The organism is Sporocytophaga sp. (assembly GCF_017745095.1).
Lineage (GTDB): Bacteria > Bacteroidota > Bacteroidia > Cytophagales > Cytophagaceae > Sporocytophaga.
This window is the reverse complement of sequence record NZ_JAGHZZ010000002.1, coordinates 326,613-347,335: the sequence shown is the minus strand read 5'-3', so window position 1 is coordinate 347,335 and position 20,723 is coordinate 326,613. Positions and strand designations below refer to the sequence as shown.

The following is a 20,723-nucleotide window of genomic DNA, read 5'->3' as shown; positions in this document are numbered from 1 at the left end:
CTCGTACGACGAAGGAAATATAATTACCTCATAATCTTATAGAAAATTTGTTTATTATAATAAAATAAATTTTATTTTTGCGAAAACAAAATTAGGAATAGACTATGTACTGGACATTAGAATTGGCTTCTTACCTGGAAGATGCTCCCTGGCCTGCTACCAAAGATGAATTGATAGACTTCTCAATTCGTTCCGGAGCACCAATGGAAGTTGTTGAAAACCTTCAGGAACTGGAAGATGATGGTCAGCCTTATGAAAGTATTGAGGAAATCTGGCCGGACTATCCGACCAAAGATGATTTCTTCTTCAATGAAGACGAGTATTAAAATTGCCTGTACTTGAAGTTAAAGGCCTTTCATTAGGCTTTGAAGGAAAGTTAATAATAGAAGGAATTTCTTTTGCTATTGAAAAACCTTCTTTTGTGGCAATTATCGGTCATAATGGTTGCGGTAAAACGACATTTTTCAAGTCTTTGATACAATCTCACCCATATAAGGGTGAGATTTTTCTTTTTGATCAAAAAGTAAACGGGAGCCAAACAAGTCCTAGACAGATTGCAATTCTTGAGCAAAGAAATCTGGTTAATTTTCAGATTAAGGTAAAGGATATTGTAGTGATGGGTCTTTTTAGAGGAAAAGGATTTTTTGAGAATTATACAACCTTGGACTACGAAAGGGTTCTAGAGATCTTGGAATTTTTGGGAAGGCAGGATCTTTATGAAAAGGATTTCAATCATTTATCTGGAGGTGAGCAACAGCTTGTCTGGATTGCTCAGATGATGATCCAGGAAGCTGATGTTTATCTTCTGGATGAGCCCACTCAGTATCTTGATCTTTATTATAAAAAAGTACTTTTTGATTTAATGGGTGATTGGGTGAAAAGATTTAATAAGACAGTCTTCTGTATCACGCATGATCTGTATTATCTTGAAAAAATGGACGGTTATCTGTTGAATTTTTCACAACCAGATCCAAAACCTCAGGTTTTAAACAATGAGTGTCTAGAAAAAAATATTGATTTAATTTTAAAGCGAAAGCCTAATAAAATTTTTTGAGCAGAGCCTCAGCAATAATCAAATCTTCAGGGGTAGTTATTTTGATGTTTTCATAACCACCTTCCACTAATGAAATTTTATGACCTGCGTGTTCAAATACTGTAGCATCATCTGTAAAAGTCGATAATTCTTCGGTTTCAAAGGCTTTCTTCAGTAAAGTGAGATCAAAGCATTGTGGTGTTTGAATGCATTTGTACAAGTTTCTATCCACAGCTTCAGACTCATTTCCTTTTAGTACTCTCAGAGAATCTTTGGAGTTTACTGCAACAATGCCGCTACCATAGGTTTCAGCTGATTTAAAGGCATTTTGAATAATATTTTTACGTATCAAAGGCCTTACTCCATCATGAATAGCAACGAGGCCGCGTTCCTCCTGAATATGGACTAAACCATTTTTTACAGATTGAAATCTTGTATTCCCTCCATGTACAATCTCCAGTGGCAAGTTAAAATGGTGATCCTGGCATAAATGGTTCCATGCAGAAATTTGCGATGAGGGCAGTACCAGTATGATTGTGATTTTAGAATCGTAGAAAAAAAAATTTTTGACGGTATGCATCAAGACTGGAAGACCGCTCAGTGGAATAAACTGCTTGGGTATTTCGCTGTTCATTCGGGTGCCGCTCCCTCCGGCGACAATGATGGCATATTTTGGCAAAGCTTCCATAAAGAAAAAACATCCGACATTGCTGTCGGATGTATATTTTTAAGAGTTTTTACTTACAAAATAAGCATTGCATCACCATAGCTAAAGAATCTGTAGCGTTCTTTGATGGCAGTTTTATAAGCTTTCATTACAAGGTCGTACCCACCAAATGCACATGTAAGCATAAGGAGAGTAGACTCAGGCATATGGAAGTTCGTAAGCAAAGCATTTGCAATTTTGAAATCGTAAGGAGGGAAGATGAATTTATCTGTCCATCCTTGATTTGGTTTTAGTCTGTTGTTTGCGGAAGTAGATGATTCAAGAGAACGTACAGACGTTGTTCCTATTGCGCAAACACGTCTTTTATTATCAAGTGCACCGTTCACTAATTTTGCAGTTTCTTCACTCACTACAAAATTTTCAGAGTCCATTTTGTGTTTTGTTAGATCTTCAACATCTACAGGTCTGAAGGTACCTAATCCAACATGTAGAGTTATCGGAGCAAAATTAACACCTTCGATTTCCAGACGCTTCATTACCTGTTTGGTAAAATGAAGACCGGCAGTCGGAGCTGCTACAGCACCTGTATGTTCAGCATAGATTGTTTGATATCTGTCGCGATCTGCAGGTTCAGCTTTTCTTTTGATATATTTTGGAAGAGGAGTTTCTCCAAGGCTGTCTATAGTTTTATAAAATTCCTCATCTGTACCATCGAACAGGAATCTGATAGTTCGTCCTCTTGATGTAGTATTATCGATAACCTCTGCTACCAGATCACCATCTCCGAAGTAAAGTTTGTTTCCAACTCTGATCTTACGTGCAGGATCTACAAGTACATCCCAAAGATGTGCTTCCTGATTTAATTCTCTAAGAAGGAAGACCTCGATTTTAGCACCTGTTTTTTCTTTATTTCCATAAAGACGGGCAGGGAATACTTTAGTGTTATTGATGACCATTACATCGCCTTCGCCGAAGTAGTCAACAATGTCTTTGAAAATTCTATGCTCAATAGTTCCGTCAGCACGATTTACGACCATTAGTCGAGATTCGTCTCTGTTTTCTGCAGGGTAAAGAGCAAGTAATTCTGAAGGTAGGGTAAACTTAAATTCTGAGAGTTTCATTTGTTAATATTACGGTATTAAATTTAAAATAGGGCCTGCAAAGATAACAATTGTTTTGATTTTCGATTCAGCCATAATTTTTTTTTGTTTCATTAACTTTAACAGGCTGTAAATTCTTGAATAATATATATCAATCGTAGAGAAATTGAAATTGATGGAAGTGAGTGATTTAACTAATTTTCTATAAAAGCAAAAAGCTGAGCACAATGGCTCAGCTTTGATTATGAATAAATAGATAGGTGTTCTTGTTATTTAACCTTTTCGGCTTTCTCAGCTTTTTCTGCCTTTTCAGCTTTCGCTGGTTTAGCAGGAGCAGGAGCTGGTTCTTCTTCTCCTTTTGACTTATCGTCTAGAACCTCAGAGGATTGCATAATTTTAGCTCTGATTTTTGCATCAATCTCTTCCATTAGTTCAGGATTGTCAGAAAGAATTTCTTTTACAGCATCTCTACCTTGACCTAATTTATTTCCTGAGTAAGAGAACCATGATCCAGATTTCTGAATGATTTCAAGTTCAACTCCCAGGTCAATTATTTCTCCCACTTTAGAAATACCTTCTCCATACATGATATCAAATTCAACCACTTTGAAAGGAGGTGCCAGCTTATTTTTTACAACTTTAACCTTGGTTCTGTTACCAATAATATTTTCAGCACCTTCTTTAATTTGACCTATACGACGGATGTCAAGTCTTACTGAAGCATAGAATTTAAGTGCATTACCACCTGTTGTTGTTTCAGGGTTACCAAACATAACACCGATTTTATCTCTCAGCTGGTTGATGAATATACAGCAGCAACCAGTTTTGTTAATAGCTCCAGTAAGTTTTCTAAGTGCTTGAGACATCAATCGTGCCTGTAAGCCCATTTTACTATCACCCATTTCTCCTTCAATCTCGCCCTTTGGAACTAGCGCAGCTACTGAGTCAATTACAATGATATCAATAGCTCCTGATCTGATAAGGTGCTCAGCAATTTCAAGAGCTTGCTCACCATTGTCAGGTTGTGAAATAAGAAGGTTTTCAGTGTCTATTCCCAGCTTTTCTGCATAAACTTTATCGAAAGCATGTTCTGCATCTATAAATGCAGCAAGACCACCTTGCCTTTGTGCTTCTGCAATGCAATGCATTGTCAGAGTTGTTTTTCCTGAAGATTCGGGTCCGTATATCTCAACTATTCTTCCACGAGGCAACCCTCCGATACCTAAAGCAAGATCAAGTCCAAGTGAACCGGTTCCGATTGCAGGGACATCCGTAACTTTTTCATCACTTAACTTCATTACGGTACCTTTTCCGTAAGTTTTTTCCAGCTTATCTATTGTCAGCTGCAGGGCTTTTAGTTTTTCGGCTTTGCTCATGTGAATGATTAATATTTATGCAATATTACATCTTGCTAAAATAATTAGCAAGAAATATTTAAAATTTTATTTTTTGTTTTAAAGTGGCTGGTTATTAATTAGATATGTTTGTTAATTTTTTTAACAAATTAACTAAATATAAGAGTTCACTTAAATGAAGATCTTTTATTTATAATTGAAAATTAAAAATTTTAGTCCGGATCTCTAAGGTTTGTCATGAAAAGTTATTCACAAGGGAGAAAATGTAAAATGGTCAGTTCAATGAAACTATTAATCGATTTTTTAGATTTACAACGAAAATGAATAAGCGCTCAATAAAGATCAAAAAAGTTCTCAAGTACTTTTTTTGGGGGGGGATCAGTATCCTAATACTGTTTCTGACCTTTTATTATAAAGAATTGATTTATGGCATTGGTCAGGCCAGTGGACAAATCTCCATAATTTGGAATACAAGGCCGGTGAGTGAAGTTTTGGGAGATGTTGATGTGCCTGATTCCATTAAACAAAAAATCAGGCTTATAGATGAGATCAAGGCTTTTGCCAAAGATTCTCTTGGGCTTGATGTTAAAGACCAGTATACATCATTTTATGATCAGAAGGGAAAACCTATTTTATGGATTGTAACGGCTTCTGAACCATTTGATTTGAAGGCCTTTGAATGGTCATTTCCGATTGCCGGAAGTTTTTCTTATAAAGGTTTCTTTGACTACGAAAAGGCTGTGGAGGAAGAAAAAAAAATGAGGCAAAAAGGATTTGACACATCAATAGATGAAGTCGGTGCATGGTCTACTCTGGGTTTTTTCAGTGATCCTATTTTATCCGGGATGTTGGATAAAAGTCCGGGAGCACTAGCCGATTTGTTTATTCATGAACTTACGCATAGCACGTTATATGCAAAAGATAATGTGGAATTCAATGAAAACCTTGCTAGTTTCGTTGGATATGAGGGCGCTTTATTATTTCTGAAATCTAAATATGGACCTGACTCTCCTGAATTGAAAGACTTTCAAAAGTCGGAAGAAGTTTCGGATAAGTTTGCGGACCTTGTCCTTGCTCATTCGGATTCTCTAAAAAGATTTTATAAAACGTTAGGATCGGCAATGTCTTTGCAGGAAAAAACAAAAAGAAAGGAAATCTATCTGACCAGAGTAACAACTATTTTCAGAGACTTTTTAATTTCTAATGGAAAAAAAATAAGGAAGAAGAAAAATGTCAACAATACTTTCTTCCTGGATTATCAAAGATATTTATCCAAACAGGATGAATTTAAAATTGAGTTGAATACCAAATTTAATGGTAATTTTAAAAGGTATTTGGATCATTTGAAAAAGCGATATCCTCTACTGTAAATTGTAGGAGTAAATAATAGAGATCTCGTAGGTTCTTTTACCATATAAGTAGCATGAAAAATAAATTACTTTTTTTGATTTGTCTTATCCCTTTCCTGTTCGGATTTATAGGATCTTCTTTGCCTATTTCCAGGGAAATGCCTTATGGTCCCAATGAAGTGTTGGAATACAGAATTCATTATGGTTTTATGAATGCAGGTGAGGCGAGGATTGAGGTTCACCCCAAACTTTATCTGGTAAATAATAAGGTTTGCTATAAGGCCACCGTTACGGGTAAATCAACCGGAGCATTTGATTTTGCATTAAGGATCAGAGATCAATGGGGAACTTATATTGATACCTCTTCAAAGAATCCACAAAGAGCGTTTCGAACAATTGAAGAAGGAAAATATCGATTAAAGGAATATGCTTACTTTGATTACAAAAGTAACCAGGTTAACCTTGAAAGAGAGACAAAGGGAAATAAAAAAGAAACAAGAGTATATTCTATTACGGATGATGTGCAAGATATAATAAGTGGTTATTATTTTCTCAGGACAGTTAATTATAATGCTCTACATTTAAATGATACTATTGTAGTGAATGCTTTTTTTGAAGATAAGCTTTATAATTTTTCCGTAAAGTATCTCGGAAAGGGGCAGGTAAAAACAAAATTTGGTTCTATTAATGCTATAAAATTGTCTCCAATAATGCCTGAAAATCAATTGTTTGAGGGAGGTAATTCCATAAGGTTATGGCTTTCAGATGATAAAAATAAAATACCTCTGAAGGTAGAGGCTGATATGGTTGTAGGAGCTGTAGAGATTGATTTAAAAGGTTATGAGGGTCTTAAGCACCCTATTTGTTTTAAGTAACACTGATTTCTCCAGTCAATTGCTTAAATTTATGCAAAAGTTTTACTGTGAACTTCGATGAATTTCAATAAATATTATACGAGTCTATTGCTGTTTTTTCTATTTATCAGTCATTTATGTATGGGTAAAGGAGTGACAGTTACTGGGGATTTTAAAAATTCTGGTAAAAATCCTTATGTTTTCCTTTACAGAATATTTGGCCATGAAATAGCAAAATTAGATTCTGTCAAACTGAACAATGGCCAGTTTTCTTTTAAGTTTAAAAACGCCCTTCCCCGTGGATTTTACAGAATAGGTGTTTCCGAAGAAAATTCATTTGTATGTATATTAGGAGAGGAAAATCTTTCTTTATCAGCAGATTTGAATAATCTTCCTGCTGGTTTGCATATAGATAAAAGTAAGGAAAATGAAGGATATATTCTTTTTCTGAAACGCAACAACGAATATCAGCAATATCTAGCTAAGCTCGATAAAGAAGCTCAGCATATAATGGCCCAAAATGCTTATAATTCTGAAAATTATTCTGTAGAAATTAAAAAATTGCAAGTAAAGCTAGATTCTTTAAACAGAGATCTAAATAATTTTTATAAGGAAATTTCTAAGGATTATGATGGATATTTTATTGGAAAGTTAGGTAATGTTTTCCATACAGACGACTCTACTTCCAGAGAAAACTTTTTTAAACCTTCAGATTTTAAAGACGATGAATTATCTAGAGGGGATATGCTTTCGTCAAAGATTTCTATGTACTTACAGCGTTTTGTTGAGCCCAACATAGAAGAGTATAAACTTGCAGCAAACAGGATTATGTCTCTCACTCTTCCAGGCTCACCACAAAGAGAAATTGTTTATAGTACATTTATAAAAATATTTTTGCCACACGATCAGTCTACAGCCAGATCGCTTGCTGTGGCTTATGAAAAGGAATTTCCTAAATCTCCTTTCGCTATAAAATATATCAAAACCATTCCCAAAGGGGCACCAGCAGTAGGAGAGGATGCTCCTGATATTAAACTTACTGATCCAACTGGTAAAGTAATTCCTCTTTCATCTCTTAAGGGTAAGGTAGTATTACTTGATTTCTGGGCATCCTGGTGTGGGCCATGCAGACATGAAAATCCCAATGTTGTCAGGGCTTACAATATATATAAAGATAAAGGATTTACAGTTTACAGTGTATCTCTGGATAATAATAAAGACAATTGGACTCAGGCAATTCTGAAAGACGGGTTGAAATGGGAATCTCATGTTTCTGATTTAAAGGGCTGGCAATCATCAGCAGCTCAGCTTTATGGGGTAAGAGGTATTCCCGCTACTTTTCTTTTAGACAAAGATGGCAAGGTTGTAGCAACTAATTTAAGGGGTGAAAGCCTCGTAAATATGCTGGAATCACTTTGTAAATGATTTATATGAATTGATATGAGTAAGAATAATAAGGTACTGATTGTAGACGATGAGCCTGATATACTGGAACTTCTTCAGTATAATCTTGAAAAGGAAGGTTATGAAGTTCGTACTGCTCCCAGCGGTATGAAAGGGATAGAAGTGGCAAAGGAATTTCTTCCTCAGTTAATTCTTTTAGATATCATGATGCCTAAAATGGATGGGGTTGAAACATGTAGAAGGATAAAGGAAATTACTAAGTTAAAAGATGTTTTTATTATATTTCTAACTGCCAGGTCAGAAGAATATTCAGAAGTGGCAGCATTTGATGCGGGCGCTGATGATTATCTTACAAAGCCCATAAAACCACGGGCATTAATGAGCAGAGTTTCGGCTTTTTTCAGACGAGATTCAAAGAATAAAATTGAACATGAATCTGTTAAAATTGGAAGACTTATTATTGATAGATCAAGTTACGTTGTAAAGAAGAATGATGAGGAAATAGTACTGCCGAAAAAGGAGTTTGAATTGCTTTATTTTTTAACACAGCATCCTAATACAGTATTCAGCAGAGATGATCTTTTGAAAAAAATCTGGGGTACAGATGTCTTTGTTGTTCCTCGGACAGTCGATGTGCATATCAGGAAGGTTCGTGAGAAAATTGGGGAGGATTATATCAAGACTGTCAAAGGCATCGGATACAAATTTGAGAACATAGATTGATGATATTATCTAATTCTAAAATCCTTCCAGCCCTACTGGCTTTATGGACCGGAGTAATAACGGCCTGCTTCTTTTCATTCTACAGTAATTCTGATACTAGCCAGCTCTATATCTTGGGGGGAGCGTTGATAGTTTTTATAATAACTTATGTGTTATATTATCTGGTGTTTGAGCACTTGATTTTTACAGAAATTCATAAGCTTTATACGCTGCTTACGAAAGTAAAAAAAAAGGATTATCAGCTGACCAAAGGCGAGCTTGTAAAAGTGGACGACCCACTTTCCAGGCTCCACGAAGAAATTGTTGATTTTGCCTCAAGAAAGGAGCAGGAAATTACAGAATTAAAAAAGCTGGAAACCTTTCGAAGAGAGTTTTTGGCAGATGTCTCCCACGAATTAAAAACCCCTATCTTTGCAGCCCAAGGTTTTATTCATACTTTGATCGATGGAGCTATTGAGGATGAAGGAGTGAGGGATAAATTTCTTACTAAAGCTGCAAATAATCTGGACAGTCTTAATGTTTTGGTTGAAGACCTTCTTACAATTTCTCAACTGGAAATAGGGGAAATAAAGATGCAATGTCAGAATTTTGACATTCACAGACTTACTGAAGATATTTTTGAACAGCTGGAGGATACTGCAGAACGACGAGGAGTGAAGCTTCGAATTCACAAACACACGCCAAAGTCATGTTACATCTATGCAGATAAATACAGGATTGGTCAGGTACTCACTAATCTAATTGTAAATGGCATTAAGTATGGCAAAGAGAGGGGAAACATTACTGTTTCCTTTAATTACCAGAATGATTATGTATTCATCTCTGTTCAAGATGATGGACCAGGGATAGAATCAAGGCATTTAAACAGAATTTTTGAGAGGTTTTACAGAGTGGAGAAGAGCAGATCAAAAGACAAAGGTGGAACGGGACTGGGGTTGGCCATAGTAAAGCATATTTTGGAAGCTCATGAGTCAAAAATTTATGTGTCAAGTATAATGGGAGAAGGTACAATATTCTCTTTTAAATTAAGAAAAGGAAAAGTAATTAATGAAAAGGGCTAGTTTTAAAGACCTGATAATTTTTGAAGACGAGGAGTATTTATTGATAAATAAACCTCCATATATATCTACTCTGGAAGATAGAGATGCCACAAAGACAAATATTCTTGAAATGGCAAGAGAAATTTATCCAGATATAAAAGTTTGTCATCGACTTGACAAAGAAACATCTGGCGTATTGGCATTGGCAAAAACTCCGGAAGCTTACCGTCACTTGTCAATCCAGTTTGAGGATAGAAATGTAACAAAACAGTATCATGCCGTTGTTGACGGAGTTCATGAGTTTGAGGGAGTGGATGTCTATTTACCGATTTATGCAAGCTCAGATGGGATAGTGAAGATCGACAGGCAAAAAGGTAAAATTGCAGAGACAATATTTAATACGATAGAGGTATTTAAAAAGCATACATTGGTAGCCTGTTATCCTATAACGGGGAGAATGCACCAGATTAGAATTCACCTGACATGTTTAAAAGCTCCGATAACCTGTGATGCGCAATATGGTGGCAAACCTTTATATTTATCCTCATTGAAGAAAAATTTTAATTTAAAGCAGGATACAGAAGAAATGCCCCTTATACAGAGGGTGGCACTCCATGCGAGATCTTTAGAGTTTAAAAATAGTGAAGAAAAGACTATCTTTGCAGAAGCTCCTTATCCTAAGGATTTTGAAGTTTTGGTAAAACAATTAAAAAAATATGCCTAAAGAGGTGATTTTTAATGGTTTTTACCAAGTGTGGATAAAGAATTAGAAATTTTTTGGACAAAGTTGTTTTTGAAAATATAAAGTTATATCTTTGTGTCCCTTTTTAAGGGGAAGTATGCTTTGTATAGTAAACAGAATAAATATTAAAAATGGATAGCATAAGTTATAGAACCAGTTTTGCGACTAATGAAACAGTTAAGAAAGACTGGGTTATCGTAGATGCAGAGAATCTGATTGTAGGTAGAGTTGCGAGTGAGATTGCAAAAATCATCAGAGGAAAACATAAAGCTAGTTTCACTCCCAATGTGGATTGTGGAGATAACGTTATTGTTATTAATGCTGATAAAGTTCGCTTTACCGGAAAGAAATTCGAAGATAAAATTTACACAAGACACACTGGTCATCCAGGTGGACAAAGATTCACTACACCACGTGAATTAAAAAATAAATCTTCAAGATATATTATTGAAAATGCTGTAAGAGGAATGTTACCTAAAAACAGAATCGGAAGAGCAATTTTCAAAAATCTGTATGTATACGAAGGTGCGGAGCATCCACATGCAGCTCAACAACCAAAAGTCATCAATCTATAATCAAGAAATATAGTTAATGGAAACTATTAACAAAATAGGCAGAAGAAAAACATCCGTAGCAAGAATATATTTAACTTCGGGCAAAGGAAATATTACTGTAAACGACAGAGATTTAAAAGAGTATTTTCCAAATGAAATACTTCAAACTACAGTAAATCAGCCATTTGCACTTACTAATGCCCTTGGTAAATATGATGTAAATGTGAATGTTCAGGGTGGAGGTATAAGAGGACAAGCTGAGGCTGTCAGACTTGCAATCACCAGAGCATTGATCGAAATTAGCTCGGATAGTCGTCTGCCACTGAAGAAGGAAGGTCTTACAACCAGGGATCCAAGAATGGTTGAGAGAAAGAAATATGGTAGAAGAAAAGCTAGAAGAAGATTCCAGTTCAGTAAACGTTAATATTATAGAAATTCAGATCTCGATTTGACGATGGCAAAGAAAATAGAATATAAAGACTTATTAGAGGCAGGTGTTCACTTCGGTCACTTAACCAGAAAGTGGGATCCTAAAATGGCTCCGTACATTTTCATGGAGAAAAACGGAATCCACTTGATCGATTTAAATAAAACGCTTGCTTGTCTTGATGATGCTTGTGCTGCTATTAAAGGTGTTGTAAGATCAGGAAGAAAAGTCCTTTTCGTAGCAACTAAAAAGCAAGCAAAAGAAGTAGTAGCTGAAGAAGCTAAAAGACTTAAAATGCCTTATGCTACTGAAAGATGGTTAGGCGGAATGCTAACCAACTTCGTTACAGTAAGAAAATCTCTTAAAAAGATGTCTTCTATCGATAAATTGATGAAAGACGAGTCTTATACAGCTCTTGCTAAAAGAGAAAAACTTACAATCACAAGAGAAAGAGAAAAATTGGAAAAAGTACTTGGAGGTATCTCTGAGTTAACTCGTCTTCCTGCTGCTCTTTTTGTTGTAGATGCTAAAAAAGAACATATCGCAATCAAAGAAGCGAAAAAATTAAATATACCAGTTTTTGCAATGGTTGATACCAACTCTGACCCAAATACGGTTGAATTCCCAATCCCTGCAAATGATGATGCTTACAAGTCAATAGCAATTATCACTCAGGCGATCGGTCAGGCAATCGAAGAAGGTCTGGTTGAGAGAAAGAAAGATAAAGATGATGCAAAGCTGAAAGAGGAAGAAGAGACTAAGAGATCAGCAGATATCGAAGAATAGTTAAAGATTCTTATCAATTATAAAATTGAACATTGGACTTCCTTCAATGTTCAATTTTTTTTAGGGTGTTCACAATCAAAACTTAATAAAAAATTTAAACATACTTAAAGCGATGTCTATATCAGCAACAGATGTTAATAAGCTAAGACAAATGACAGGTGCCGGAATGATGGATTGCAAAAAGGCACTTACTGAAGCAAATGGCGATTTTGAAGCTGCCATTGATATTCTTAGAAAAAAAGGTCAAAAAGTATCAGCTTCTAGATCTGATAAAGAAGCTAAAGAAGGTTCCGTATTTGTAAAAACAAACGACAAAGGCAATGAAGGAATCATTGTTGCATTGAACTGCGAAACTGACTTTGTAGCGAAAAATGAAGAGTTTCAGAAACTTGGATCGATGATTCTTGAAGTTGCTGATAAAAATAAACCTGCATCAATTGATGAGTTACTTAGCCAAAAATCTGGTAACCTTTCAATTCAAGAGCACATAACTGATTTAGTAGGTAAGATAGGTGAGAAGGTAGAAGTAAGTTCTTACGAGAGAGTTTCTGGAGATCAGGTTATCCCATATATCCACGGTGGTGCTAAACTTGGAGTATTAGTTGCACTTAAAGGTGTAGCTGGTGGAAACTTTACCGAAGTTGGTAAAGATGTTGCAATGCAAATTGCTGCGATGAAACCAATTGCTCTTGACAAAAATGATGTAGATCCAAGTGTTGTTCAGAGAGAAATCGAGATCGGTAAAGAGCAGGCAAGAGCTGAAGGAAAAGCAGAAGCTATGCTTGAGAAAATCGCTCTTGGCAAATTGAATAAATTCTACAAAGACAATACTTTGTTGAACCAGGAATTCGTAAAAGACAACTCTAAAACAATCAGCCAGATGCTTGATGGTGTTCAGAAAGGTCTGACAGTTTCTGCTTTCAGAAGAATTTCTGTTAACTAGTTTAAAAACTTAGTTTTAAATAAATAAAAAAGTCCCGAATTTCGGGACTTTTTTATTTTCATATCTTTTAGTTTTTTTATTCGAAATGAATCGTAGCATTTGGGAGTAATGCTTTAATCTTATCTTGTTCTTTTTTGCTCAATTCATTTCCAACTAGAACAAGGGTTTTAAGATTTTTTAAATTTGCTATTTCTATTGGAAGGCTGGTCAATTTGTTAAGTGCAAGATCCAGGGTTTCCAGAGAAGATAAAGTTGCTACAGATTTTGGTAACTCTGTTAATGCGTTTTGTCTTAGATTTAAAACTTTAAGACTTTTAAGATTCCCAAATTCGTAGGGAAGCGTTGTAATTTTATTTTTATTCAAGCTCAACTCTTTGAGATGCACTAGTTTTCCTATCGATGGAGACACGGTAGTTATCTGGTTACTATTGAGATCTAATGATAATAGAGCTGTAAGTTTACCGAATTTATCAGAGACAGTGGTTGCTTTATTATTAAAGAAGTTAAGTTTTACAAGGTAGATCAGGTGATCGCTGTTAGCTGGAAGATCTGTTAAAGTTTTCGAGCTAAAATCCGCACAATAAACTACTTCAGGCTCAAAAAATGCACCATCCAGGTCAAAACATTCACCCATGCAGCTTTTTTCAAGTTTTGCAGCGGCATCTTCTTTGCCTAGTTTCATTGCACTGACAAAATCTGTACAAAGTTCTGAGCTAAAGAATCCCATTTTTTTGCCTAAAAGATCTTTTGCATATGCTCTATGGTAATAGGCATCAGCAAAATCAGGTTTTAAACTAATTGCATTGGTAAATTCTCCAATTGCTTGTATATATTCTTTCCTGTTAAGGCTGGCTAAACCATTTTCATAATAAGTCTTTGCATCAGGCTGATTGAAACTGGAAAGCGTTATAAGAATGAAAATAAGGCCTACGGTAAAAAACTGTTTCATAGGAGTAGTTTTTATTCCTTTTTGATTTGTACTTGAGCTTTTAAACAAAGGTTACACTAAGTTTTTCACAAAAAACGCTTCCTCCTCATTGTCAGAGGAAGATTTTTTTGGGAGCGGACAAAGGTACAAAAATTATTTACCGGAATTCATCAGTTCTTCGATTTCGTCAGTTTCAATTGGAATATTTTCCATAAAATCAATCGGGCCTTTCTCTGAAATCAGTATATTATTTTCAATTCGGATGCCTAATCCTTCTTCTTTAATATATATACCTGGTTCAACAGTGAAAATCATTCCATTTTCAAATGTAGCATTTCTGCTTCCCACGTCGTGAACATCCAAACCAAGATAGTGACTGATTCCGTGCATAAAATATTTTCTATATAGTGGATTGGCTGGATCCTGTTTTTTAACCTCCTGAGTGTCCAGAAGTTTTAGTTTTATTAACTCTTCTTCCATTATTTTTCCAACGGTTTCATTATAGGTTTTATAGTTATTTCCTGAAACCAAAAGTTTTTTAGCTTCTTTCAAAACTTTAAGAACAGCGTTGTAAACATCTTTCTGCCTGGATGTAAATTTTCCATTTACTGGTATACTTCTAGTGAGGTCTGCAGCATAATTGGCATATTCTGCCCCAAAGTCCATTAGTAAGATGTCACCATCTTTGCATTTTTGGTCATTGACAACATAGTGCAGAATGCAACTATTAGGTCCGGAGGCTATTATAGATTGATAAGCAGGTCCGCGTGACCGGTTTTTAAGGAATTCGTAAGCAATTTCTGCTTCAATTTCGTACTCCATTACTCCTGGTTTTACAAAATTTAAAACCCTTCTGAAAGCTTTTTCTGTAATATTCACCGCGGTTTTCATCTGAGCAATTTCTATTTCCGATTTTATTGAACGGAGTTTGTGAAGGATAGGAGCTGACCGTTTGTAAGTGTGTAATGGATATTGTTTTTTACACCATTTTGCGAATCTTTCCTCCTTTGACAATACCTGTTTGTCTGCTCTGGTATGTTCGTTGTAGTTTAAATAAATCGAAGAGCAATCAAATATCATGGAGTTTAATACAGATTCAAACTGAGAAGACCAGTATATGGTGGGAATCCCTGATGCCTCCGATGCATCTTTTTTAGTAAGTTTATTTCCTTCCCAGGTCGCAATATGATCATTTGTTTCTCTGACAAAAAGAATTTCCCTTAAAGATTCATTTTTTGCATCAGGAAATAAAACAAGAATAGTCTCTTCCTGGTCTATACCTGAGAGGTAAAATAAATCGTTATTTTGCCGGAAAGGGAGAGTACCGTCAGCATTTGTGGGAAATATATCATTAGAGACAAATATCGCAATGGAGTTGGGCCTTAGTTGACTAACAAAATTTGATCTGTTTTTTACAAAAAGGCTTTTATCAATAGGTAGGTATCTCATTTTAAAGTAATTTTATAATCGTTTTTGAAAATTGATATTTATGAATAAAGTAATAAAAACCATATTCTTTTGTTTCATCTCAGTTTATTCATTTGGTCAGAATAAATACTGGGTCAATTTTAAAGATAAAGATATTCAGAATTATGATTACGAAAAGTATTTAAGTGCCGAAACGATCAAAAACAGAAAACGATTTAATCTGGCACTTTACCAATATTCTGATGTGCCCGTTAATCCGGAATATATTAAAACTATCAAAAATTCAGGAATAGAAATTCAAAGCAAATCAAGATGGTTTAATTCAGTCTCTGCATTTCTTACCGAAGATCAGTTTAAGCAGGTATCAAATATGCCTTTTGTTGAATCTGTAGAACCTGTGAACCGGGATATTATCATTACAGGTACGGAAACGAATCTAAACCCAGAAAACTATCATATCGCAATGATGCAGATGCAGTCAGGTGCTATGTTAGCAAAAAATCTCACTGGTGAAGGAATTACTATAGGGGTAATAGATGCGGGCTTTCTTCAGGCTAATTCAGATAGATACCTTGTTCATTTGTTTGAGGAAGAAAAAATTAAAGGACAAAGAGATTTTCAGGATCCTTCCAGAAAGGATATAATGAGTGAATCTGCTACAGATGCTGATTCGCACGGAACGACCGTACTTCAAATGATAAGCGGATATTATTCTCAGCAGAAAACCCAGACAGGTCTTGCGGTAAATAGTAATTTTTACCTTGCAAGAACTGAAAACGGAGCAAAAGAATATAGAGGAGAGGAAGATAAGTGGGTCGAAGCTATTGAATGGTTGGATAGTTTAGGTGTAAGGTTGGTGAATACTTCATTGGGATATGCCATAAACATGGATGATCCAAAGGAAAATTACAAACCAGAAGAAATGAATGGTAAAACCACCAGGATAAGTAAAGCAGCTCAGACAGCAGTAGCTGATAAAGGAATATTTGTAGTAGTATCCGCCGGAAATGAAGGCAGCAACCCTGGATGGAGAATCATATCATCTCCTGCTGATGCTGAAGGTGTGTTATCTGTAGGAGCAACAAGAGACAGATATTGGGATAAAATATCATACAGCAGCATTGGTCCGGAGTTTTTAAGTTATATGAAACCTAATGTAAGCTGTTTTTCACCTAATGGTACATCATTTTCGGCTCCTGCTGTAGCAGGGTTTGTGGCTTGTCTGATGCAAATGGATCCAAATAAATCTAATAAGGAACTAAAAGTAATAATGGAAAAAAGTGGACATTTATATCCTTATGGAAATAATTTTATAGGTTATGGAGTTCCTTTAGCTTCAAGAGCTATAGCTCTCATGGAAAACCCAGATTTAAAATTAACCCATTCTGATGAAAAACATGTTTCAGGATCTAAGGTCCAGATAAAAATAGACAAAGATCTAAATGCAGATATTGTCTTATTTCATAAAAAGAATCAAACGATTGTAAAATATCAGGAAATCGGAACTGTACACAGAGGCAAACTGAAAATCAAGAGAATACCAGGCATAGCGAGAACTACAGTTGCTTTCGGTCAGGAAGTGCTGGAGATCATCTGGGACTAGTTGATTTCGATTTGTCAGTACTTATGAGTTAATTTGTTTAATGAAAGATTATGAAATTTTTACCCTGAGCAATGGGCTCAGGGTTGTTCATAGATTTGTATCCCATACTAAAATAGCCCATTGCGGATTTGTTTTGGATGTAGGCAGCAGGGACGAGCATCCGGAGGAACATGGCATCGCACACTTTTGGGAGCATATGGCTTTCAAAGGAACTCAAAAACGCAAATCCTTTCACATTATCAACAGACTTGAAGTATTCGGGGGCGAGTTAAATGCTTATACTACCAAGGAAAAAATCTGTTTTTATGCCTCAATCCTTGATGATCACTACGAAAAAGCAGTAGATCTATTGGCTGATATTACCTTCAATTCTACTTTTCCAGAGAAAGAAATAGAAAAAGAAAAGACTGTCATTTTGGAGGAAATGTCCATGTATGAAGACTCTCCTGAAGAGTCAGTGCATGAGGATTTTGAAGAACTCATTTATGGTAAGCATTCTTTGGCTCATACTATCCTTGGGAAGAATAAAACTGTTAAATCATTTCAGAAAAAGCATTTTATTGATTTTCTAAGAAATAATCTTGATACCAGGAAGATCATATTTTCATCTGTCGGAAATATTCCTGTGAGTAAAGTAAAGAAGCTTGCAGAAAAGTATTTTTCAGAAATTCCACTTAGGTCAGTTAAGAAAAAGAGAAGTCCATTTATTTCTTACAAGCCCAAAACCTTAGTGGTTAACAAAAAAATCCAACAAGCGCATTGTATATTGGGGAATAAAGCATATTCCATAAAAGATGAAAAAAGGCTACCCTTTTTTATGCTAATAAACCTCTTAGGAGGACCAAGCATGAACTCAAGGTTAAATATGTCTTTGAGGGAAAAACATGGCCTTGTATACAATGTGGAAGCCAATTACAATTCATTTGTAGACACAGGCAACCTTTCAATATATTTTGGAACTGAAAAAAAACAAGTAGAAAAAAGTCTTAACCTGGTAAAGAAAGAACTACGAAAACTTAAAGACAGTCCGCTCGGCAGTCTGCAATTGCATACCTGCAAGGAACAGCTGATAGGCCAACTTGCAATGGCGGAGGAAAGCAATATTTCTTTCATGCAAATGATGGGGAAGAGTTTACTTGACCTTGGCCAGATTGAAGATCTGAATGAGATATTCAAAAAGATCAGAAAAACTTCTGCTCTGGAACTACAGGAGATTGCAGAAGAAATCTTTGATGAAGATCAGTTTAGTTACCTCACTTACCTTCCTGAATAAAATAATGGAATTTATTTCTAAAGATCTGGAGCAATATGTAGAGCAGCATTCTACTCCTGAGTCAGAATTACTAAAGAGACTTGACAGGGAAACGCATGCCAAGATTTTAATGCCAAGGATGGTTTCCGGGCATATTCAGGGGCGGTTTCTTTCAATGATTTCTCATATGATCAAGCCCCTTATTGTGCTTGAAATAGGCACCTTTACTGGGTATTCAGCTATATGCCTTGCCGAAGGATTACCTCCTGAAGGGAAACTCATTACAATAGATGTTAATGAAGAAATAGAATCTTTTGCACGTAGTTTCATTGAAAAGTCAGATAGGGGAAAGCAGATAGAACAAAGAATAGGAAATGCTCTTGAGATAATTCCAGAGCTTGAGATGCAATTTGACCTTGTATTTATTGATGCTGATAAAATCAATTATCAGAATTACTATGATCTGGTATTTGACAAGGTCAAGCAAGGTGGATATATATTAGCAGATAATGTGCTTTGGAGTGGCAAGGTATTTAAAGATATCCCGAAGATGGACAAAGATACGAAAGCATTGATGGATTTTAACGACATGGTTCAGAATGATGACAGGGTTGAAAATGTAATGCTCCCTATAAGAGATGGACTTTTATTGATAAGAAAAAAATGATAAAAAAAGGATTGTTTGTCTGGTTAATTTTTATTCATCAGCTTGTACTTGGTCAGATACCTGAAGTGCCAGAAAAAATTTATTTCGCCGATATGGAGCTGAGACTTACGGATAAGGCTAGAAAGACTATACAATCGGAAGTAGATGGTATCTGTAGAACTCCTAAATATTTACAGATTAAAGTAGATAGGGCTGATCTATATTTTCCTTTGGTAGAAAAAGTATTTAAAGAGGAAGGATTTCCTGACGATTTTAAATATTTGGCCATACAGGAAAGCAGTCTGCTACCTGATGCAGTTTCTTCATCCAATGCTGTTGGGTATTGGCAATTTAAAAAGGAAACAGCTATTGAAGTAGGCTTAAGAGTGGATCGGGATATAGATGAAAGAATGAATATTATTTCAGCAAGCAGAGGAGCAGCTACCTATATAAAACGACACAATGCGACACTGGATAACTGGGTGTATGCTTTAGTGGCCTACAATACCGGACTGGGTGGGGTCAAGTCTCATATTGATAAAAAATACATAGGAAGTCGTAAAATGGAAATTGACAGTGATATCCACTGGTATTTCAGAACATTTCTTGCTCATAAAATAGCTTATCAAGACAAGGTTGGTAAAAATATCAAACCTTCATTCAAGTTTGTGGAATATACCAATTGTCATCGTAAGTCGCTTGAAGAAATTGCGGATGAAACAAGCATTGCGAAAGAGGATGTTTTAAACCATAATAAATGGGTTTTATGCAAAAGAATACCTGACGACAAACCCTATGTAGTTGTATTGCTTTCCAAAGCTGATCAGGAAGCTTTGATTGCTTCTCAAAATGAAAAGAAAAGTGATGATGCAGAAAGAAGAGGAGGATGGAGAATATTCAGAAGAAAACAGGAAGAAGTTGTTCCTAACATACCAGTAGGTGAGATTGCAATCTTATCAGAGATCAACGGACTTAAGGTTATCAAGGCCAAAGAAGGAGATTCATTTGCCAAGTTAGCCTTTCAGGGTGGAATCACAACCCATCAGCTATTGGACTATAACGATTTGAATACGTTTGACAAGGTAAAAGGTGGAAAGATATACTACCTAGAACCTAAAAGAAGTAGAGCTATTGTCATGTTTCATACTGTTAAGCCAGGAGAAACCCTGCAGGATGTTTCCGATCAATATGGAATAAGAGTCAATGATATTAAACGGAAAAATAGAATGAAGCTGTCTGAAAATGGCCTCAAACCTGGGCGAGTGTTATGGCTGAAAAAAAGACGTCCTAAAGATACAGCTATTGAAATTAAGCCTGTTGTTATTGAAAAGGCTCCTGAGACAATAAAGCCTACGGTTGATAATACTGGGATAAACAAAGATGTAAGAACTGAAGAAAAGCCGGAGGTGAAGGTTGTGGATGCAAAGCCTGAGGTGAAGCCTGAGATTAAAAATCAGGTTCCTGAACCCAAAGAGGAATCTATATTTACAGAAAGTTATATAAAAACGACCGATCTGGATACGGAGAAAAATTATCAGATTCATATAGTAGAGCCAGGTCAAACTTTATATGGAATCTCTAAAATGTATTCAACGACTGTTGATTCTCTCAAATATTTTAACTACCTTGAAGGTGGGTTAAAGCCAGGATATCAATTAAAAATCAGAGAGATCAATACTGGTCGTAAAACTGGAAATACAGAAATCAAAGGTTCAGGTAATTTTTTCATTCATAAAGTAGAGAAAGGAGAAACACTTTACAGTATTTCAAGAAAATATAGTGTTTCTGTAAGGGAAATTCAAGAGTGGAATAGCAAAACTAATAATGCGGTTTCAATTGGTGAGGAATTGAAAATTTTGAAGGTTAAGTAATATTTTGACTTAACTTCA

The 20,723-nt window shown here is 35.6% G+C and carries 21 protein-coding genes; 16 read left to right on the top strand and 5 right to left on the bottom strand.

All coding sequences use genetic code 11. The annotated features are described in order from the left end of the window. The first annotated feature begins 104 nt into the window (after positions 1-104). Both J7604_RS04250 and J7604_RS04245 read left to right on the top strand, forming a co-directional pair. Positions 105-326: a DUF2795 domain-containing protein gene (locus J7604_RS04250; protein ID WP_028981867.1), complete on the top strand. Its 222-nt coding sequence runs from the start codon at positions 105-107 to the stop codon at positions 324-326. Positions 327-328: 2 nt separating this feature from the next. After that, entirely contained in the window at positions 329-1,054 is a 726-nt protein-coding gene (locus tag J7604_RS04245; protein ID WP_293891547.1) for an ABC transporter ATP-binding protein, read from the top strand. On the opposite strand, the gene J7604_RS04240 is transcribed toward J7604_RS04245, so the two are convergent. The 3 genes from J7604_RS04240 to recA form a co-directional block, all read right to left on the bottom strand. After that, positions 1,038-1,721 carry a 2-C-methyl-D-erythritol 4-phosphate cytidylyltransferase gene (locus J7604_RS04240; RefSeq protein WP_293891544.1) on the bottom strand — a complete coding sequence of 228 codons (684 nt, stop codon included), beginning with the start codon at positions 1,719-1,721 and terminating at the stop codon, positions 1,038-1,040. The genes J7604_RS04245 and J7604_RS04240 overlap by 17 nt on opposite strands. 53 nt (positions 1,722-1,774) lie before the next feature. Then, positions 1,775-2,821, bottom strand: coding sequence for a tRNA preQ1(34) S-adenosylmethionine ribosyltransferase-isomerase QueA (gene queA / locus J7604_RS04235; RefSeq protein ID WP_028981870.1), 1,047 nt, complete (start codon positions 2,819-2,821; stop codon positions 1,775-1,777). Between the two features lie 248 nt (positions 2,822-3,069). Further along, complete coding sequence (gene recA, locus J7604_RS04230; RefSeq protein WP_293891539.1) at positions 3,070-4,176, bottom strand: recombinase RecA; 1,107 nt, start codon at positions 4,174-4,176, stop codon at positions 3,070-3,072. Between the two features lie 299 nt (positions 4,177-4,475). Here recA and J7604_RS04225 point away from each other — a divergent pair, with 299 nt between their 5' ends. The 10 genes from J7604_RS04225 (at position 4,476) to tsf (ending at position 12,977) form a co-directional block, all read left to right on the top strand. Next, complete coding sequence (locus J7604_RS04225; RefSeq protein ID WP_293891537.1) at positions 4,476-5,525, top strand: aminopeptidase; 1,050 nt, start codon at positions 4,476-4,478, stop codon at positions 5,523-5,525. A 53-nt stretch (positions 5,526-5,578) separates the two neighbouring features. Then, positions 5,579-6,379, top strand: coding sequence for a DUF3108 domain-containing protein (locus J7604_RS04220; RefSeq protein ID WP_293891535.1), 801 nt, complete (start codon positions 5,579-5,581; stop codon positions 6,377-6,379). 57 nt (positions 6,380-6,436) lie between these two features. Next, a complete protein-coding gene (locus J7604_RS04215) occupies positions 6,437-7,783 on the top strand; it encodes a TlpA disulfide reductase family protein (RefSeq protein ID WP_293891532.1) in 1,347 nt (448 codons plus the stop codon). Between the two features lie 15 nt (positions 7,784-7,798). Further along, positions 7,799-8,485 (top strand): response regulator transcription factor, encoded by a 687-nt coding sequence (locus tag J7604_RS04210; protein WP_293891529.1) that lies wholly within the window; start codon positions 7,799-7,801, stop codon positions 8,483-8,485. Beyond that, positions 8,485-9,546, top strand: coding sequence for an ATP-binding protein (locus J7604_RS04205; protein ID WP_293891526.1), 1,062 nt, complete (start codon positions 8,485-8,487; stop codon positions 9,544-9,546). Before J7604_RS04210 ends, J7604_RS04205 begins: the two co-directional genes overlap by 1 nt. Continuing rightward, complete coding sequence (locus J7604_RS04200) at positions 9,533-10,249, top strand: RluA family pseudouridine synthase (RefSeq protein ID WP_293891523.1); 717 nt, start codon at positions 9,533-9,535, stop codon at positions 10,247-10,249. Before J7604_RS04205 ends, J7604_RS04200 begins: the two co-directional genes overlap by 14 nt. 149 nt (positions 10,250-10,398) lie before the next feature. Continuing rightward, positions 10,399-10,842, top strand: coding sequence for a 50S ribosomal protein L13 (gene rplM / locus J7604_RS04195; protein WP_293891520.1), 444 nt, complete (start codon positions 10,399-10,401; stop codon positions 10,840-10,842). A gap of 16 nt (positions 10,843-10,858) precedes the next feature. After that, the gene (gene rpsI, locus J7604_RS04190; RefSeq protein ID WP_293891517.1) at positions 10,859-11,245 is read left to right on the top strand and encodes a 30S ribosomal protein S9; all 387 of its coding nucleotides are present in this window, start codon (positions 10,859-10,861) and stop codon (positions 11,243-11,245) included. A 30-nt stretch (positions 11,246-11,275) separates the two neighbouring features. Beyond that, positions 11,276-12,034, top strand: coding sequence for a 30S ribosomal protein S2 (rpsB, locus tag J7604_RS04185; RefSeq protein WP_028981880.1), 759 nt, complete (start codon positions 11,276-11,278; stop codon positions 12,032-12,034). A 112-nt stretch (positions 12,035-12,146) separates the two neighbouring features. Then, on the top strand, positions 12,147-12,977 hold the full coding sequence (gene tsf / locus J7604_RS04180) for a translation elongation factor Ts (RefSeq protein ID WP_293891512.1): 831 nt from the start codon (positions 12,147-12,149) through the stop codon (positions 12,975-12,977). Positions 12,978-13,053: 76 nt separating this feature from the next. Here tsf and J7604_RS04175 read toward each other — a convergent pair whose 3' ends face one another. Beyond that, positions 13,054-13,926, bottom strand: a complete 873-nt coding sequence (locus J7604_RS04175; protein ID WP_293891509.1) for a leucine-rich repeat domain-containing protein — start codon at positions 13,924-13,926, stop codon at positions 13,054-13,056. A gap of 132 nt (positions 13,927-14,058) precedes the next feature. Next, on the bottom strand, positions 14,059-15,354 hold the full coding sequence (locus tag J7604_RS04170; RefSeq protein ID WP_293891506.1) for an aminopeptidase P N-terminal domain-containing protein: 1,296 nt from the start codon (positions 15,352-15,354) through the stop codon (positions 14,059-14,061). 40 nt (positions 15,355-15,394) lie between these two features. Here J7604_RS04170 and J7604_RS04165 point away from each other — a divergent pair, with 40 nt between their 5' ends. From J7604_RS04165 to J7604_RS04150, 4 genes are read left to right on the top strand one after another with little or no spacing between them, the layout of a single operon-like run. Further along, positions 15,395-16,936, top strand: coding sequence for a S8 family serine peptidase (locus J7604_RS04165; protein ID WP_293891503.1), 1,542 nt, complete (start codon positions 15,395-15,397; stop codon positions 16,934-16,936). 40 nt (positions 16,937-16,976) lie between these two features. After that, entirely contained in the window at positions 16,977-18,209 is a 1,233-nt protein-coding gene (locus tag J7604_RS04160; protein ID WP_293891500.1) for a pitrilysin family protein, read from the top strand. 4 nt (positions 18,210-18,213) lie between these two features. After that, positions 18,214-18,855, top strand: coding sequence for an O-methyltransferase (locus J7604_RS04155; protein ID WP_293891497.1), 642 nt, complete (start codon positions 18,214-18,216; stop codon positions 18,853-18,855). After that, positions 18,852-20,705: a LysM peptidoglycan-binding domain-containing protein gene (locus J7604_RS04150; RefSeq protein WP_293891494.1), complete on the top strand. Its 1,854-nt coding sequence runs from the start codon at positions 18,852-18,854 to the stop codon at positions 20,703-20,705. Before J7604_RS04155 ends, J7604_RS04150 begins: the two co-directional genes overlap by 4 nt. Positions 20,706-20,723 lie beyond the last annotated feature (18 nt).